The following is a 16573-nucleotide window of genomic DNA, read 5'->3' on the forward strand; positions in this document are numbered from 1 at the left end:
TCTGAGCCATGGCATCCACCTTGCCGACCCCTTCGACGGACCCGCAGCGGGAGCGCTCGCTGAAGCTGCTGCTGTGGCTGGTGGCCGTCGGCTTCTTCATGCAGACGCTGGACGCCACCATCGTCAACACGGCGCTGCCGGCGATGGCGGCCAGCCTGGGCGAGAGTCCGCTGCGCATGCAGTCCGTCGTCGTTGCCTACTCGCTGACGATGGCCATGCTGATCCCGGCCTCCGGCTGGATGGCTGACCGCTTCGGCATGCGGCGCGTCTACGTCGGCGCCATCCTGCTCTTCGTGCTGGGCTCGGTGCTGTGCGCCATGTCGCACAGCCTGGCCCTGCTGGTGACTGCGCGCGTCGTGCAGGGCCTGGGCGGCGCGCTGCTGCTGCCGGTGGGCCGGCTGGTCGTGCTCAAGACCTTCCCGCGCGAGCGCTTCCTGCAGGCGATGAGCTTCGTCGCCATCCCCGGCCTCGTGGGACCGCTGATCGGTCCGACGCTGGGCGGCTGGCTCGTCGAGGTGGCGTCCTGGCACTGGATCTTCCTCATCAACGTGCCAGTGGGCGTCGTCGGCGCGCTGGCCACGCTGCGCTACATGCCCAGGCCTGCCGCCGCGGCCGTGGGCCGCTTCGACATGGCGGGCTATCTGCTGCTGGCCTTCGGCATGGTCGCACTGTCGCTGGCGCTGGACGGGCTCTCGGGCCTGGGGCTGCGCCAGGCGTCCGTCCTCGTGCTGATGATCTTCGGTCTGGCCAGCCTCGCGGCCTACTGGTTGCATGCGCTGCGCCGCCCCGACCCGCTGTTCTCGCCCAGCCTGTTCCAGGTCGGCTCGCTGCGCATCGGCCTGCTGGGCAATCTGTTCTCGCGGCTGGGCAGCTCCTGCATGCCCTTCCTGATCCCGCTGCTGCTGCAGGTGACCATGGGCTATTCGCCCGCGCAGGCCGGCATGATGATGCTGCCGGTCGCCATCGCCAGCATGTCGATGAAGCGGCTGACGACGCCGCTGATCACGCGCCACGGCTACCGCCGCGTGCTGGTGGTCAACACCTTGCTGGTGGGGCTGACGATGGCCAGCTTCGCGTTCGTGTCGCCGGATCAGCCGCTCGTCGTGCGCATCGTGCAGCTGGCCCTCTTCGGTGCGGTGAACTCCATGCAGTTCACCGCCATGAACACGCTGACGCTGAAGGACCTGGGGCCGTCGGCGGCCAGCAGCGGCAACAGCCTGCTGTCCATGGTGCAGATGCTGGCCATGGGCATGGGTGTCGCTGCAGCGGGCGCCGTGCTGGCGGCGTTTGCGGCCTTCTTCGGCGGCGAGGGCGTGCACACGCTGTCGTCCTTCCGTGCCACCTTCGCCACCATGGCCTTGATCACCATCGCATCGGCCGGCATCTTCTGGCAGCTCGACGCGCGGGACAGTGCCGCCACGGCGGCACGCCGTGAACAGGACGTGGAAGCCGGCTAGGCCGGGTGGAGGGCGCCCAGCACTCGGGGCCCCGCGGCGCCGGTGACGGCCGGCAGGTTGCCGGGCAGGCGCGCCATGAAGCGATGTGCCAGCCAGGCGAAGGCGGCGGCCTCGACCTGGTCCACCGGCAGGCCGCGCTGCGCGCTGCTCTGCACGGCGAGGCCCGGCAGCAGCGCCGCCAGGCGCTGCATCAGCCGGCCGTTGAGCGCGCCGCCGCCGCAGGCGATCAGCGTGCGGGCCGCGGGCATCTGGGCGTCCAGGTCGTCGGCCACGCAGCGGGCGCTGAGTTCCAGCAGCGTGGCCTGCACATCCTCTGGGGCCAGCCCGGGCGTGAGCCGGGCCTCCAGCCAGGCCAGGTGGAAGAGGTCGCGCCCCGTGCTCTTGGGCGGCGGCAGCTTGAAATAGGGCTCGGCCAGCAGCGCGGCCAGCAGGTCCGGCAACACCTGGCCTGTGGCGGCCCAGGCGCCATCGGCGTCGTAGGGCATGCCGCGGTGGCGGGCGATCCAGCCGTCCATCAGGCAGTTGGCCGGCCCGCAGTCGAAGCCGCCGGTGTGGCCATCGGCGAACAGCAGGCTGAGGTTGCTGATGCCGCCCAGGTTCAGCACGGCGGCATCCTGGCCGGCCGTGCCGAACACGGCGCGATGGAAGGCCGGCACCAGGGGCGCCCCCTGGCCGCCCGCGGCGACATCGCGGCTGCGCAGGTCGCAGACCACGTCTATGCCGGTCTGCTCGGCCAGCAGCGCACCGTTCAGCAACTGGGTCGTGTAGCCGTCAAAGCCGCCCGGCTGGTGGCGCACGGTCTGGCCGTGGGCGCCCAGTGCGGCAATCTGCTGGCGACACGTGCCCGTTGCCTCCAGCAGCTGCGAGACGACGTCGGCATAGGCGCGTGCCACCGCGTTGGCGGCCAGCGCGGCACGGTGCAGCTCGTTGTGGCCGGGCGCGTTCAGCGCCAGCAGTTCGTCGCGCAGTGCCGTGGCAAAGGGCGCGTGCACATGGCCGCCTGCGGCGAGCTCGTCGGCGTCGAAGAGCACCGCATCGACGCCGTCGAGCGAGGTCCCCGACATCAGCCCGATGTAGAGCCGGCGCGGCTCAGTCGGCAGCAGAGACACCATCCATCGTTTCGGCAACGGCCAGCTGGGTCTTGACGCTGGCGACGGTCTGCTGGAACTGTGCCTTGGCGTAGTTCGGCAGCGTGACGGCCTCGGAGGCCCGGGCGATGGCGCGCGGGTCCACATGGCGGCCGCCGACGCGGAACTCGAAGTGCAGGTGCGGGCCGGTGGCCCAGCCAGTCGAGCCGACGGCGCCGATGCGCTGGCCCTGCTCGACGCGCTGGCCCTTCTTCACGTCGATCTTGCTGAGGTGGGCGTAGACCGTGCTGCGGTCCCCGCTGTGGCGCACCTGCACGACGTTGCCGAAGCCGTTCTGCCAGCCGGCCACCTCGACGGTGCCGTCGCCCACGGAGCGCACGGCCGTGCCGGTCGGCGCGCCGTAGTCGACCCCGTTGTGCTGGCGCCAGGTCTGCATGATGGGGTGGAAGCGCATCGCGAAGCCGGAGGTGATGCGCGAGAACTCCATCGGGCTGGACAGGAAGGCGCGGCGCTTGCTCTGGCCGTCGAAGCCGTAGAAGCTGGCCTTGCCGGTGGCGCTGTCCTTGAAATAGACCGCCGAGTAGGTCTTGCCGTTGTTCGTGAACTCGCCGGCCAGCAGGCGGCCGACGCCACCGTCCCAGGTGATGGGCTCGCCGTCGGCGGTCAGCATCTCATAGACGATGCTGAAGCGGTCGCCCTTGCGCAGTTCGCGGTGGAAGTCGATATCGCCCGAGAACATGTCTGCCATCTGCGAGGCGATGGCGTCGGGGATGTTGGCGTCGTCGGTGGCGGCGAACAGCGAGCTGCGGATGGTGCCGCTGCCCAGTGCCACCTGGGCCTGCAGCGGCGCGGTCTCGGTGCGGGCGCTGAACTGCGCGCCGTCGCGGGCGATGGTCAGGCGCGTGAAATGACTGCCCTGCTGCTCGACCTTCTCGGCCGGGAAGCGCACGACGATCTTCTGCACCTGGCCCGAGGCATCGGCCGTCAGGTGGACCATCTTGCCGGCGCGGCCCTGGAACACGCGGCGGGCCAGCGGGTCGGTGCGCAGAAAGGCTGCGGCGGCGGGGTCGAAGGCGCCAGCGCGCTTCAGCAGGCTGTCCGGCGTGTCGCTGGAGCGGGTGGCCTCGGCGCGGGTCAGGCCGATGGCGTGGCTGGCGAGTTCGTCGAGCTGGGCCGAGATGTCGGCCATGGGGACGGTCTCGACCAGCGTGCGGCGCGGCAGTTCAGCGGCATCCGGCGCCAGCGGCGCGATACCGAAGGCGGTCACGGCAAAGCAGCTCAGGACGCCCACGACGCTGGCGGTGAGCGCGCGCGGATGCCTGGCGGCAAAGGTTTCGGCGTTTTTCAGCGCTGTTTGAAGCTGATGGAGACGTTTCTGGACTGCGGTCACGCTCTGCATCCCGGGGTTGTCGCTGGGGCAATCCCGGCCGGGCCGGTTCCACGCGAGGGCCAGCAACGAGGCGGCCTTAAAATCCTGGCGGTTGTGTTGAAGCAACACCCCCGATTCGAAGGTGTGAATTCTACCGGCATTGCCCTACCCGGCATGCCGGTTTACCCCGATGGATCAATAACTTAACACTTTCGTTCGGCTTGTTGCCGAACGCGCTGCGCCATGTCCGACGCTCCCCAATATCCCGTCACCGATGCCGTCCTCGAGGCCCTGGCCATCACCCGCCGCGGCGTGGACGAACTGCTGCCCGAGGCCGAATGGACGAAGAAACTGGCGCGCTCGGCTGCGACGTGCGTGCCGCTGCGCATCAAGCTGGGCCTGGACCCGACTGCGCCCGACATCCACGTCGGCCACACCGTGGTGCTCAACAAGATGCGCCAGCTGCAGGACCTGGGCCACCAGGTCATCTTCCTGATCGGCGACTTCACGTCGCTGATCGGCGACCCGTCCGGCCGCAACGCGACGCGCCCGCCGCTGACCAAGGAGCAGATCCAGGCCAACGCCGAGACCTACTACGCCCAGGCCAAGCTGGTGCTGGATCCCGCGCGCACGGAGATCCGCTACAACTCCGAATGGAGCGAGCCGCTGGGTGCGGCCGGCCTGATCCAGCTGGCGGCCAAGTACACCGTCGCCCGCATGATGGAGCGCGACGACTTCACCAAGCGCTTCGCCGCGCAGACGCCGATCTCGGTCCACGAGTTCCTCTACCCGCTGATGCAGGGCTACGACTCCGTTGCACTGAAGAGCGACCTGGAGCTGGGCGGCACCGACCAGAAGTTCAACCTGCTGATGGGCCGCCACCTGCAGCAGGAGTACGGCCAGGAGCCGCAGTGCATCCTGACCATGCCGCTGCTGGAGGGGCTGGACGGCGTCGAGAAGATGTCCAAGTCCAAGAACAACTACGTGGGCATCACCGAGCCGGCCAACAGCATGTTCGCCAAGATCCTGTCCATCAGCGACCCGCAGATGTGGAAGTGGTACGAGCTGCTGTCCTTCAGGTCGCTCGCCGAGATCGGCGCGCTGAGGGCCGAGGTCGAGGGCGGTCGCAACCCCAAGGACGCGAAGGTCATGCTCGCCAAGGAGATCACGGCGCGCTTCCACAGCGCGGCGGCGGCGGATGCGGCCGAGGCCGACTTCAACAACCGCGCCAGGGGCGGCATCCCGGACGAGATTCCCGAGGTGACGCTGGCCGGTGCGCCCATGGGCATCGCCCAGGTGCTGAAGGCGGCCGGCCTCGTCGCATCCACCGGCGAAGGCCTGCGCATGGTCGAGCAGGGCGGCGTGCGCCGCGCCGGCGAGGTCATCGCGGACAAGGGCCTCAAGCTCGACGCCGGCGAGCATGTGCTGCAGGTCGGCAAGCGCAAGTTTGCGCGGGTCGTGCTGAGCTGATCGCCGCGGGCCTGTCGCGGGCGCCTGGCCCCGGCGACGGCCCGCACCAGCCTGAAGGCGGACAGGAGGCCGCCCTGTCAGCCGAATCCGATTTCGCGCCGCCCGCGTCCACGGGTGCTGCGCCGCTCCCACAATGAATCAACTTCAAGGGGCGGCCATGTCGGATCCTCAACCGGTGAAAGCGCGCCCGCCCGTGGCGACGGACGGGGCGGGCACCGGCGCGCCGCCGGTACCGTCCCCGCGCGACGCGCGACGCGTGATGCTGCACATGCCGGTGGATGTGCGCGGCCTGTCGCTGGCCGTCATCGCGACCCTCTTGTTCCTGTATGCGCTGCAATGGTCGCGTGACGTGATGGCGCCCATCCTGTCGGGCGTGATCCTCAGCTATGCGCTGGCGCCGGTGGTGTCCAGGCTGCAGCGGCTGCGCGTGCCGCGTGCGCTGGGCGCGTCGGTGCTGCTGTGCGTCATCGTGGGCATGCTGGCCTGGGGTGCGTCGGCGCTGGGCGGGCAGGTGGATGCGCTGATCGACACCGTGCCGGCCGTCACCCAGCGGGTGCGCGAGATCTCGCAGCGCATCGCGGGCCGCGAGTCCACGCTGGAGCGCGTGCGCGTGGCCGCGGACGACCTGACGGCTGCCGCCGGCGTGGCCGCGTCCACCAGCGCCGCCTCCGGCGTGCCTGCCGCGCCGAGGGCTGCGCCATCGCGCCAGCCGGCCGGGAGGCCGCCGCCGGCCACCGCGGCCGAGCATGCAATCGACGTGCGCGGCTACCTCGTGACCGGCACGCTGGGAGCCGCGTCCTTCCTCACCAAGCTGTCCATCGTGCTGCTGACGGCGCTTTTCATCCTGGCCTCGGGCAGCAGCTTTCGGCGCAAGATGGTGAAGCTCGCGGGCAGGAGCTTCACGCAGAAGAAGCTGACGGTGGAGACGCTGGACGAGATCACCTACCAGATCCAGCGCTACCTGCTGGTGCAGGTGGGCGTGAGCGTCGCGGTGGGCGTCTGCACGGGTTGCGCGTTCATGCTGCTGGGGCTGTCCAACGCTGGCGCCTGGGGCCTGGCGGCCGGTCTCACCAACCTCGTGCCCTATGTGGGCGCGGCCGTGTTGAGCGGCGCCGCCGCCATCGTGGCGCTGGTGCAGTTCGGCACGCTGGAGATGGCGCTGGCGGCGGGCGGCGTCGCGCTGATCATCCATGCCGTGGCCGGCAACGTGCTCGCGCCCTGGTGGACGGGGCGCGCCAGCAAGATGAGCCCGGTCGCCGTGTTCGTCGCCGTGCTGGTGTTTGGCTGGCTGTGGGGCGTGTGGGGGCTGCTGCTGGGCGTGCCCATCCTGCTGGTCGTCAAGTCCGTGTGCGACCACGTGGACGACCTCAAGCCGGTGGGCGAGCTGCTGGGGCCGTGAACGGCCCCTGGAAGGAAAAAGGGAGGCCGAGGCCTCCCTTGTGCACTTACGGCTTCACCGGCCGCAGGTAGGGGCCCGGCTTGACGACCGGGACGGGCTGCTCGGCGATGCGGCGCTGAAGCTCCGCGATCGCCGCGTCCAGTTGCGCATCCTGCCCCATGAAGGTCGCGCGCGGCGGGTTGTCGACGTCGATGTCCGGCGTCACGCCCACGCCCTCGATGAGGAAGCGGCCCTCGGCGTCGATCTGGCCCGTCTCGGCGGCACGCATGATGCCGTTGTCGACGAGGCGGTTCTGGTCCGACAGCCACACACCTGCGCCGGAGCTGCGCTTGCCGATGACGGGGCCCAGCTTGAGGCGTTTGAAGCCTTCGGCGAAGGTCTCGCCGTCGCTGTAGGTGTCCTCGTTCATCAGCACCACGGTGTGGCCGCGGTAGACGTTCTGCATGTTGGGGTTGACCGGCGTGCCGGCGGGCGAGCGCGGCTGCCAGAAGGCCCAGGCGCGGCGCAGCAGCTTCTCCAGGATCCAGCTGTCGATGTTGCCGCCGTTGTTGTAGCGCACGTCGATGATGAGGCCGTCGCGGTCACTGGCGGCGTAGAACTCGCGCACGAAGTCGGCGATGTCCGCCGCGCCCATCGCGCGCAGGTGCACGTAGCCGATGCGGCCCTGGCCGGCCTGCTCGACGGCGCGGGCGCGGCCGACGCGCCAGTCGTTGTAGCGCAACTGGTTCTCGCGCAGCTGCGTCACCGGCGTGACGATGCGCTGCACCACCCGGCCGTCGGCCAGTCTCACGTCCAGCAGCACCTGGCGGCCGGCCTGGCCGCGCAACAGCTCCAGGATGTGTGGCGCGTCGGCGGTCTGGCGGCCGTTGATGGCCGTGATGACGTCGCCCACCTTCAGGTTCACGCTGGCAGCGGCCAGCGGCGGCGCTTCGGACGGCAGCTCGGCTTCATGGCCGTAGATGGCGTCGATGCGCCAGCCGCCCGGCGCCTTGGAGAAGCGCCCGCCCAGGCCGGCCAGGCCCGGTTCGTCCGGCGAGGGGCGGGTGTCGCCCGCACCGATCTGGCTGTGCAGCGCGCTCACCTCGCCCACCATCTGGGCCATCAGCTCGGCCAGCTCGAAGCGGTCGGTCACGCGGTCCAGCAGCGGCTCGTACTTGGCGCGCGCGGCCGTCCAGTCCACGCCGTGCATGTCCTTGTCGTAGAAGTGGTCGCGGTGCATGCGCCAGGCATCGGCGAACATCTGCTTCCACTCGGCGCGCGGCTGAGTGGCGATCTGCCAGTCGCTCCAGCGCACCTGGGACTTGCCCAGTTCCGTCGGCAGCTTGGGCGCGGCGTCGACGATGAGCACCTCGGGTGCCGCGCCGCCGCTGAGGTTGCGCACCACCATCAGCTTCTTGCCGTCGGCGCTGACGGCATAGGAGCGCACGTCGCCGGCCAGGACCTCGGCCGGGCCGCCCTGGTTGTCGATGGCGATGGACTTGAGCTGGCTCTTGCCGTCGAGGTCGCGGTCCAGGAACCACAGGCGCTTGCCCTCGGCGCGCAGCGCGCGGTAGTTGCCGGCCGGCACGGGCAGCTCGTACAGCCGAGACGCCAGGCCCTCGAAGACGATGGCCGGCTTGGCCGGCTTCTTGTCTTCCGGCTTCTTGTCCTTTTCGTCGGGCTTGCGCTCGGTGGCGTCCTTGTCGGCCACCTTGCGCTCCTCCGCCTTTTTCTCGGCGGCGGATTCCAGTTCGTCCTTGGGCGCGAACGGCGAGCGCAGGCCCGGCTGCAGCGCCAGCGCGTAGAGCTTGGTGCGGAAGCCGAAGAAGGGGCCGGTGTTGCGGTCACCCCAGGGGCCGCCGGGGCCGGTCGTCTGGAAGTTGCGTGCGGAGGCCAGATAGAGCCACTGGCCGTCGGGGCTGAAGCTGGCACTGCCAGTCTCGTAGCGGTCGGTGGTCAGCGTGTGCGTGCGGCCGTCGGGCAGATGGTGCAACTGAAGCTGCTCACGGTTCGCGTTGCGCAGCGGCAGCGTCCAGGCCAGTGTCTGGCTGTCGGGGCTCCAGGCCTGCAGGTCGGGCACGCCGGGCAGCTTGTTGCGGCCGATCTCGCGCGTCACACCCTTGCCGGCGGGGGCCTTCAGGTCGGTCAGCCAGATACGACCTTCCTTGTCCGTGTGCGCCAGCCATTTGCCGTCCGGCGACGGCAGCAGCGCGCGGCGCTGCATCGCGCCGCCGCTGGTGAGGCGCTCGGGCTGGCCGCTGCCGTTGGCCGCAAAGCGCCAGACCTCTTGCTCGCCGCTGAAGTCGCAGAACGCCAGCACGCTCTTGCTGTCGCTGGTGAACTCGGCCTGCTTGCAGCGGCCGTCGGCCGGCTGCGGCAGCTCGGCGCGGCGCAGCTGCTGCACGCCCTGCGTCGCGAGATGGCCGCGGGCGGACAGCAGCACGCGCTCGCCGTTGGGCGCAAAGGCCGTGTCGACGAGGAAGTCCTGCGGCTTCTTGATCCAGCGTTCGCGCTGCTGGTCGAAGTCGCCGCCCAGCGTCACGTCCAGCTTGCGCGGTGCGGCGGGCTGCGCCAGGTCGACGAGGTAGAGGTCGGCGCCCAGCGCGTAGACGACGCGGCTGCCGTCGATGGACGCATGGCGGATATCCCAGCCCTTGTGCGTGCTGTGCTGGCGCAGGTCGCCGCCCTTGGCATCGACCGACCACAGGTTGACCGTGCCGTCGCGGTCGGACAGGAAGGCGATGCGCTCCGCGCCGCCGGCCCGGTAGGGCATCGGGCGGCGGTCGTTGCTGCCTTCGGCGAGCAGCGGTCTGGCCTCGGCATTGCCGCCCAGGTCCAGTGCCCACAGTCGCGCGATGGCGCCGCCGCGGTACTGGCGCGCGTTGTCGCTGCGCAGGCCGCTGCGGGTGAAGTACAGCGTCCGGCCGTCGGCGCTCAGCGCGGCGTCGCTGGCCTGGCCCACGGGCAGCTGGCGGCGCTGGCCGGTCTTCACGTCCAGCGCGAACAGCTGCGAGCCCGGACGGGCGTCCAGGCTGGTGTAGAGGACCTCGCCCGCGGCCGTGAAGCCCCAGACGCGCATGCCACCGCCTTCCCAGGTCAGGCGCCTGGGCACGCCGCCGGCGGCGGGCATCAGGTAGATCTCGGTGCCACCGTCGTACTGCGCCGTGAAAGCCAGCCAGCGGCCATCGGGCGACACGGCAGGCTGGTTCTCCTGGCCCGGGTGGGTGGTCAGCCGCTGGGCTTCGCCGCCGGCCAGGCCGACGCGCCAGAGGTCGCCCTCGGCGACGAGATAGATCTGCTCACCGTGCAGCGCGGGCTGGCGGTAGAAGCCGGCGATGCCGGCCCAGGTGGCCGGGCTCGCCGTGGCGAGCAGGGCGGTCGTGGCCGACAGGACGGCCAGACGGAAGCGTGACATTCAGGGTCTCCTCGAAGAGGCGCGATTGTGTGGGGTGCCGCAAGGGCCGGAGATTCGTCACGGCGCCGGTACCACCCGGCCGACGGCGCTGGGTGGCTACCCCCCGGATTCGAGGGGCAGGATTCATCGTATTGACCAATTCTGACGTGATAGTCAGAGTCGTTACTGTCCTTCAAACGTCTCTGGAGAACGCATGTCCCCCAAGTTCCTGCTCGCCTCGGCTGGCCTGATGGCCGCGCTGTCCGCCCACGCCACGGTGTCCGTGACCGGCCCGTCCTTCACCTACAGCCAGAATTTCGACAGCCTGCCCGCCTCGGGCAGCGTCACCTTCGTCAACGATTCGACGCTGCCGGGCTGGAGCCTGTACCGCAGCAACGGCACCGCGCTGACGGTGACTGCCGGCAACGGCAGCAACAATGGCGGCGGCTTCTACAGCTTCGGCACCGGTACGTCCAGCGACCGTGCGTTGGGCTCCGTCGCCAGCAGCTCCACCGGCACGATGAACTACGCGCTGGCCCTGACCAACAACAGCGGCGCTGCGCTTGCCGGCTTCACGCTGCTGTATGACGGCGAGCAGTGGCGCAACGGCGGCAACACCAACGTGCAGTCGCTGACCTTCGACTACGGCTTCGGCAGCAGCTACAGCACCGTGGCCTGGCAGAGTGCCGGCGCCGGCTTCAACTTCAACTCGCTGGTCAACACGGCCACCGCGGGCACCGTGGACGGCAGCAGCGTCGGCAAGACTGCCAACATCGGCGGCACCGTGACGACCGGCTGGGCCGCGGGCCAGACGCTGTGGGTGCGCTGGACCGACATCGACGACGTCGGCGCCGACCACGGCCTGGCCATCGACAACGTGCGCTTCAACGCCGTGGCCGCCGCCGTGCCGGAGCCCAGCACCTACGCGATGCTGCTGGCCGGCATCGGCGCCATCGGCTTCATCGCGCGCCGCCGCCGCAGCTGAGCGGTCCGCGCCTCGTACCGCACGACGGCCCCTCGCGGGGCCGTCGGCTTTTCATCGGGCCGCGATGCCAGCCGCCACCTGGCCGGCCGGCACATGGGCCGCGGCGCTCTCGACATGGCCGGCCTGGTCGTCGAAGAAGAAGTCCGGCTCGAACTCGCGCAGGAACTCGCCCTTGGCCAGGCCGCCGAGGAACATCGCCTCGTCGACCCCGATCTGCCAGTCCATCAGCGTGCGGATGGCGCGCTCGTGGGCCGGCGCGCTACGCGCCGTGACCAGCGCCGTGCGGATCCTCATGCCCGGCGCCTGCTGCAGCCGGTGCAGCGCCTCCAGCACCGGTTTGAACGGCCCGGCCGGCAGCGGCTGGCGGGCGCGCTCGCTCTCATGCTCGCGGAAGGCCGCGAGGCCGTCACGCTGGTAGACCTGCTCGGCCTCGTCGGAGAACAGCACCGCGTCGCCGTCGAAGGCGATGCGCAGCTCGTCCGGATGCTCGGCCGAGGCTTGGGCGGCGAAAGGCATCACGCGCGCCGCGGCGACGCCGGCAGCCAGTGCCTGGCGCACATCGGCGTCGTTGGCCGACAGGAACAGCTGGGCCGACAGCGGCCGCAGATAGCGCCAGGGCGCCGCGCCGCGCGTGAACACGCCGCGCTCCACCGCGAGGCCGTAATGGGCCGCCGAGCGGAACACGCGCAGGCCCGAGATGGGGTCGTTGCGCGACAGCACCACCACCTCCACCCGCTGCACGCCGCCGGCATTGAAGGCCAGCAGCTTCTTCACCAGCGAGAAGGCCACGCCGGGACGGGCAGGCTCGTCGATCAGGCGCTGCTGCAAGGCCATGTAGGCGTGGTCGTCCTCGGCCTCGTAGACCTGGTTCTCGGCCTCGAAATCGAAAAGGGCGCGCGACGAGATCGCCACGACGAGTTGACCGCTGAGGCTGGCTGGCATGGCTGCCGATGATAGGGGGCGGCGTCGTGTCGCCGCGCCGGCGCGGATTCCGTGAAGCAATCCGCGCAAACCAAGGGTTTACCCTTGAAAAAGACTGGCAAACCGGCGGCCCGGCCGCGAACATGCGGGGTTTTGCCCGCGTCCGCTGCGGCGGCCGCACCAACCGAGTGTCCCCATGTCCTCCATCGCCATCGCCCGCCAGGGCTCCATCGGCCGCCGGCTAGCGCTGGTGCTGTCCTGCATCCTGGGCCTGTCCCTGTTCGCCAGCATCGTCGCCATCTGGCAGCTGCGCGAGCTGGGGGCGGAGGTGGAGGAGATGCTGAACCGCAACCTGAAGGTGGAGCGCGCGGCGGTGGACTGGATGCGCAACACCAGCTCTGGCGTGCAGCGCGCCGCGGCCATCGCGAAGAGCAGCGACGCCTCGCTGGTCGAGTACTTCGCCCCGGCCACGGCCGCGGCCATCCAGGAGACCAGCGAACTGCAGAAGCAGATCGAGGCGGCGCTGACCTCGGCCGAGGAGCGCGCGCTGTTCACCCGCATCGGCGAGCTGCGCAAGGCCTACCTGGCGGCCCGCGAGGCCGTCAACAAGGCCAAGAAGGAGGGCGATGCCGCGGGCGCGGCCAAGCTGTTCGCGGAGCGCTTCGAGCCCGATTCAAAGACCTATCTCGACGCCGTGGCGGATCTCGCCAGGCGCCAGCGCGCGCAGCTCGACGCGTCGGCCGTGAAGGTGGAGGCGCTGCGCGCGCTCACGATGTGGCTGCTGGCCGGCTGCACGGCGCTGGCGCTGGCCGTCGGCATCGCGCTGAGCGTTGCGTTGACGCGCGGCATCACCGGTCCGCTGCGCGCGGCCGAGCGCGCGGCCCGCGCGATCGCCGACATGGACCTGACCGGCGCGCCCCAGCGCCACTATCGCAACGACGAGACCGGCCAGTTGCTGCGCGCCATCGACGCGATGCGGGAGGCCTTGCGTCGGGCGCTGCACGAGGTGCGTGTCGTCGTGGACAACATCTCCACGGCCAGCACGCAGATCGCGAGCGGCAACCTGGACCTCAGTGCCCGCACCGAGCAGACGGCCTCCAACCTGGAGGAGACAGCCAGTGCGATGGAGGAGCTGACCAGCACGGTGCGCCAGAGCGCCGATTCGGCCGCCCAGGCCAACCAACTGACCGGCTCCGCGGCCGACGTGGCCCGGCGCGGCGGCAGCGTCGTGGCCGAGGTCGTCGGCACGATGACCGAGATCCACCAGTCCAGCCAGAAGATCAGCGACATCATCGGCACCATCGACGGCATCGCCTTCCAGACCAACATACTGGCGCTGAACGCGGCCGTCGAGGCGGCCCGGGCCGGCGAGCAGGGCCGGGGCTTTGCCGTCGTCGCGGGCGAGGTGCGCACGCTGGCCCAGCGCAGCGCCGAGGCTGCCAAGGAGATCAAGACGCTGATAGGCGCGAGCGTCGACCGGGTCGAGGCCGGCACGCGCCTCGTCGGCGACGCGGGCCAGACGATGACCGAGATCGTCGAAAGCGTGCAGCGCGTGACCGACATCGTGGGCGAGATCAGCACGGCCGCAGGCGAGCAGAGCCAGGGCATAGGCCAGATCAACCAGGCGGTGGCTGAGCTGGACCAGATGACGCAGCAGAACGCCGCGCTCGTCGAGGAATCCACGGCCGCCGCCGAGAGCCTGAAGGAACAGGCCAGCCGCCTCAGCGACGTCGTCGCGACGTTCCGTCTGCACTGACCCCGACGCGCGCAGCGTCATCGTCCCTCAGGCACCCCCACGGAACCGGCCTTGCCGGGCCATTGGGGGAGCCCCTCGAGGGGCCGCAGCCTCGTCGCGAAGCGAAGGCTATTTGACCCAGGTGTTGAGCTGGATGATGGGCAGCAGCACGGCCAGCACGATGAGCAGCACGATGGCGCCCATTGCGACGATGAGCAACGGCTCCAGCAGCGTGGCTGCCGCCATCGAGCGGCGCTGCACCTCAACGCCAAGCTGGCGCGCGGCGCGGCCCAGCATCTCGGGCAACTGGCCGGTCTGCTCGCCCAGGCGGGCGAACATCGCGAGGATGCCGGGGAAGCGCTTCTTGCCGGCCAGTGCCGAGCCCAGCGGCGCGCCTTCGCGCACCTGCACCAATGCATCCAGCGCATCGGCCTGCATCGCGCGGTTGGACAGCGTCTCGGCCGCAGCCTGCAGCGCCTTCAGGATGGGCACGCCGGCGCCAGCCAGCATGGCCAGAGTGCCTGCAAAGCGCGCCGCGTTGTAGCCGCGGGCCAGCCGCCCCACCAGCGGCAGGCCCAGGATGCCGGCGTCAAAGCGCAGCCGGAAGGCCGGGGCCTTCAGCGCGAAGCGCAAGGCCGCGCCGCCGGCCACCAGGCCGGCCAGCAGCGCCCAGCCCCAGGTGCGCACGAAGTCGCTGATGGCCAGCATCGCGACGGTCAGCACCGGCAGCGTGCGCTTGGAGCTGGTGAACACCGTTGCGATCTGCGGCACCACGTAGGTGACGAGGAAGATGACGATGAATACCGAGATCAGCGACACGATGGCCGGGTAGGCCATGGCGCCGATCAGCTTGGCCTTCAGGTCCTGCCGCTCCTCCAGGTCGTCGGCCAGCTTCTCCAGCACCTGGCCCAGCGCACCGCTCTGCTCGCCGGCGGCGACGACGCCGCGGTAGACCTCGTCGAACTCGCGCGGCGCCGATGCCAGCGCGCGCGCGAAGGCGGCACCGGCGTTGACCTCGGCCTTGAGCTGGCTGATGAGCTCGCGCTGCTTGGAGTCCTCGCTCTCGTCGGCCAGGGCGGTGAGCGCGCGCTCGATGGGCAGGCCCGAACCGACCAGGCCGGCCAGCTGGCGCGTCCAGACCGCAAGCGCCGTCGGCCCGAACACGCGGCGCGTGAAGCGGCTGCCCTCCTGCGCGCCATGCTGCTGCACCACGTCGATGGACAGCGGCGTGAGGCCCAGCGCGCGCACGGCGGCGCGCGCGGCGCGCGGGTTGTCGGCCTCGATCAGGCCGCTGTTCTGCCGGCCGGCGTCGCTGAGGGCTTCGTACTTGTAGGCGGGCACGAGCGGTAACCTAGTCTCGGGTGACGCGCAGCACTTCTTCCAGCGACGTGACGCCGGCCTGGATCAGCCTCTCGCCGTCCTCGCGCATGGAGCGCAGGCCGTTGGCCACGGCGGCGGCGTGCAGTTGGCTCTCGGGCGCACGGTTGTGGATGAGGCCGCGCACGGCGTCGTCGGCCACCATCAGCTCGTAGACGCCCGTGCGGCCCTTGTAGCCGGTGTGGCCGCAGGCCTCGCAGCCCACGGGGTGCCAGCGGCCCTGCTCGTCGGAGCGCTTGCATGCCGGGCACAGCCGGCGCACCAGGCGCTGGGCCAGCACGCCCAGCAGCGAGCTGCTCAACAGGAAGGGCTCCACGCCCATGTCGGTCAGCCGCGTGACGGCGCTGGGTGCGTCGTTGGTGTGCAGCGTGGCCAGCACCAGGTGGCCGGTGAGCGAGGCCTGGATGGCGATCTGCGCGGTCTCGTAGTCGCGGATCTCGCCGATCATGATGACGTCCGGGTCCTGGCGCAGGATGGCGCGCAAGGCCTTGGCGAAGCTCAGGTCGATCTTGCTGTTGACCTGGGTCTGGCCGATGCCGGGCAGCTCGTACTCGATGGGGTCCTCGACGGTCAGCACGTTGGTGGTGCTGGTGTCCACGGTCTGCAGCGATGCGTAAAGCGACGTGGTCTTGCCCGAGCCGGTCGGGCCGGTGACGAGGACGATGCCGTGCGGCTGTTGCACCAGCTGCTTGAAGGCCGCAAGCACGCTGCCGTCCATGCCCAGGCCTTCCAGCGTGAACTTGGATTCGCTCTTGTCCAGCAGGCGCAGCACGGCGCGTTCGCCGTGGGCGCTGGGCAGCGTGGAGACGCGCACGTCGATGGCGCGGCCGCCGATGCGCAGCGAGATGCGCCCGTCCTGCGGCAGGCGCTTCTCGGCGATGTCCAGCTCGGCCATGATCTTCAGGCGCGAGATCAGTGCCGCGTGCAGCGCACGGTTGGGCTGCACCACCTCGCGCAGCGTGCCGTCGACGCGAAAGCGCACCGACGACGCTCGCTCATAGGGCTCGATGTGGATGTCGCTGGCGCCGTCCTTGGCCGCCTGCGTCAGCAGCGCATTCAGCATGCGGATGATGGGCGCGTCGTTGGCGGCCTCCAGCAGGTCCTCCACGGCGGGCAGGTCCTGCATCATGCGCGACAGGTCCACCGCGCTCTCCACCTCGCCGACGACGACGGCGGCGCTGGACTCGCTGCCCGCATAGGCCGCGTGAATGCGTTCGGCCAGCGAGTTCGCGGTCTCGGATTCGAGGCGGTCCACGGCGTAAAGGCGTTGCACCTCGGACAAGGTGGCCCAGCCGACCTCGGGTGGCGCCCACAGCGTCAACAGGCTGCCGTCGTCCTCCAGCAGCACGCAGTTGGCCTTCGCGAAGGCATAGGGCAGGGGGTGGCGGGTCGCGGCCAT

11 protein-coding genes are annotated in these 16573 nt (G+C 70.4%); 5 read left to right on the forward strand and 6 right to left on the reverse strand.

From position 1 onward, the window contains the following. Positions 1–8 precede the first annotated feature (8 nt). The gene (locus JOY88_RS19980; RefSeq protein ID WP_293504399.1) at positions 9–1457 is read left to right on the forward strand and encodes a multidrug transporter subunit MdtD; all 1449 of its coding nucleotides are present in this window, start codon (positions 9–11) and stop codon (positions 1455–1457) included. Here the strand turns inward: JOY88_RS19980 and JOY88_RS19985 are convergent. Both JOY88_RS19985 and JOY88_RS19990 read right to left on the reverse strand, forming a co-directional pair. Continuing rightward, positions 1454–2569 carry an anhydro-N-acetylmuramic acid kinase gene (locus JOY88_RS19985; RefSeq protein WP_293504400.1) on the reverse strand — a complete coding sequence of 372 codons (1116 nt, stop codon included), beginning with the start codon at positions 2567–2569 and terminating at the stop codon, positions 1454–1456. The genes JOY88_RS19980 and JOY88_RS19985 overlap by 4 nt on opposite strands. Next, positions 2547–3812 (reverse strand): M23 family metallopeptidase, encoded by a 1266-nt coding sequence (locus JOY88_RS19990; protein WP_293504401.1) that lies wholly within the window; start codon positions 3810–3812, stop codon positions 2547–2549. The genes JOY88_RS19985 and JOY88_RS19990 overlap by 23 nt, the downstream gene beginning before the upstream one ends. A gap of 345 nt (positions 3813–4157) precedes the next feature. On the opposite strand from JOY88_RS19990, the gene tyrS reads away from it, so the two are divergent. Both tyrS and JOY88_RS20000 read left to right on the forward strand, forming a co-directional pair. Continuing rightward, positions 4158–5384: a tyrosine--tRNA ligase gene (tyrS, locus tag JOY88_RS19995; protein WP_293504402.1), complete on the forward strand. Its 1227-nt coding sequence runs from the start codon at positions 4158–4160 to the stop codon at positions 5382–5384. Between the two features lie 157 nt (positions 5385–5541). Then, positions 5542–6783 (forward strand): AI-2E family transporter, encoded by a 1242-nt coding sequence (locus JOY88_RS20000; RefSeq protein ID WP_293504403.1) that lies wholly within the window; start codon positions 5542–5544, stop codon positions 6781–6783. A 46-nt stretch (positions 6784–6829) separates the two neighbouring features. Here the strand turns inward: JOY88_RS20000 and JOY88_RS20005 are convergent, their stop codons facing one another. Further along, complete coding sequence (locus JOY88_RS20005) at positions 6830–10177, reverse strand: S41 family peptidase (RefSeq protein WP_293504404.1); 3348 nt, start codon at positions 10175–10177, stop codon at positions 6830–6832. Positions 10178–10370: 193 nt separating this feature from the next. On the opposite strand from JOY88_RS20005, the gene JOY88_RS20010 reads away from it, so the two are divergent. Continuing rightward, positions 10371–11141, forward strand: a complete 771-nt coding sequence (locus tag JOY88_RS20010; RefSeq protein WP_293504405.1) for a PEP-CTERM sorting domain-containing protein — start codon at positions 10371–10373, stop codon at positions 11139–11141. A gap of 51 nt (positions 11142–11192) precedes the next feature. On the opposite strand, the gene JOY88_RS20015 is transcribed toward JOY88_RS20010, so the two are convergent. Then, complete coding sequence (locus JOY88_RS20015) at positions 11193–12083, reverse strand: 5'-nucleotidase (RefSeq protein WP_293504406.1); 891 nt, start codon at positions 12081–12083, stop codon at positions 11193–11195. Between the two features lie 175 nt (positions 12084–12258). Between JOY88_RS20015 and JOY88_RS20020 the strand changes: the two genes are divergently transcribed. Then, positions 12259–13818 carry a methyl-accepting chemotaxis protein gene (locus tag JOY88_RS20020; RefSeq protein ID WP_293504407.1) on the forward strand — a complete coding sequence of 520 codons (1560 nt, stop codon included), beginning with the start codon at positions 12259–12261 and terminating at the stop codon, positions 13816–13818. A gap of 108 nt (positions 13819–13926) precedes the next feature. Here JOY88_RS20020 and gspF read toward each other — a convergent pair whose 3' ends face one another. After that, complete coding sequence (gene gspF, locus JOY88_RS20025; RefSeq protein WP_293504408.1) at positions 13927–15138, reverse strand: type II secretion system inner membrane protein GspF; 1212 nt, start codon at positions 15136–15138, stop codon at positions 13927–13929. A gap of 10 nt (positions 15139–15148) precedes the next feature. Next, positions 15149–16573 carry a type II secretion system ATPase GspE gene (gspE, locus tag JOY88_RS20030; RefSeq protein WP_293504409.1) on the reverse strand — a complete coding sequence of 475 codons (1425 nt, stop codon included), beginning with the start codon at positions 16571–16573 and terminating at the stop codon, positions 15149–15151.

This window comes from Roseateles sp., from assembly GCF_019237615.1.
GTDB lineage: Bacteria > Pseudomonadota > Gammaproteobacteria > Burkholderiales > Burkholderiaceae_C > Pelomonas.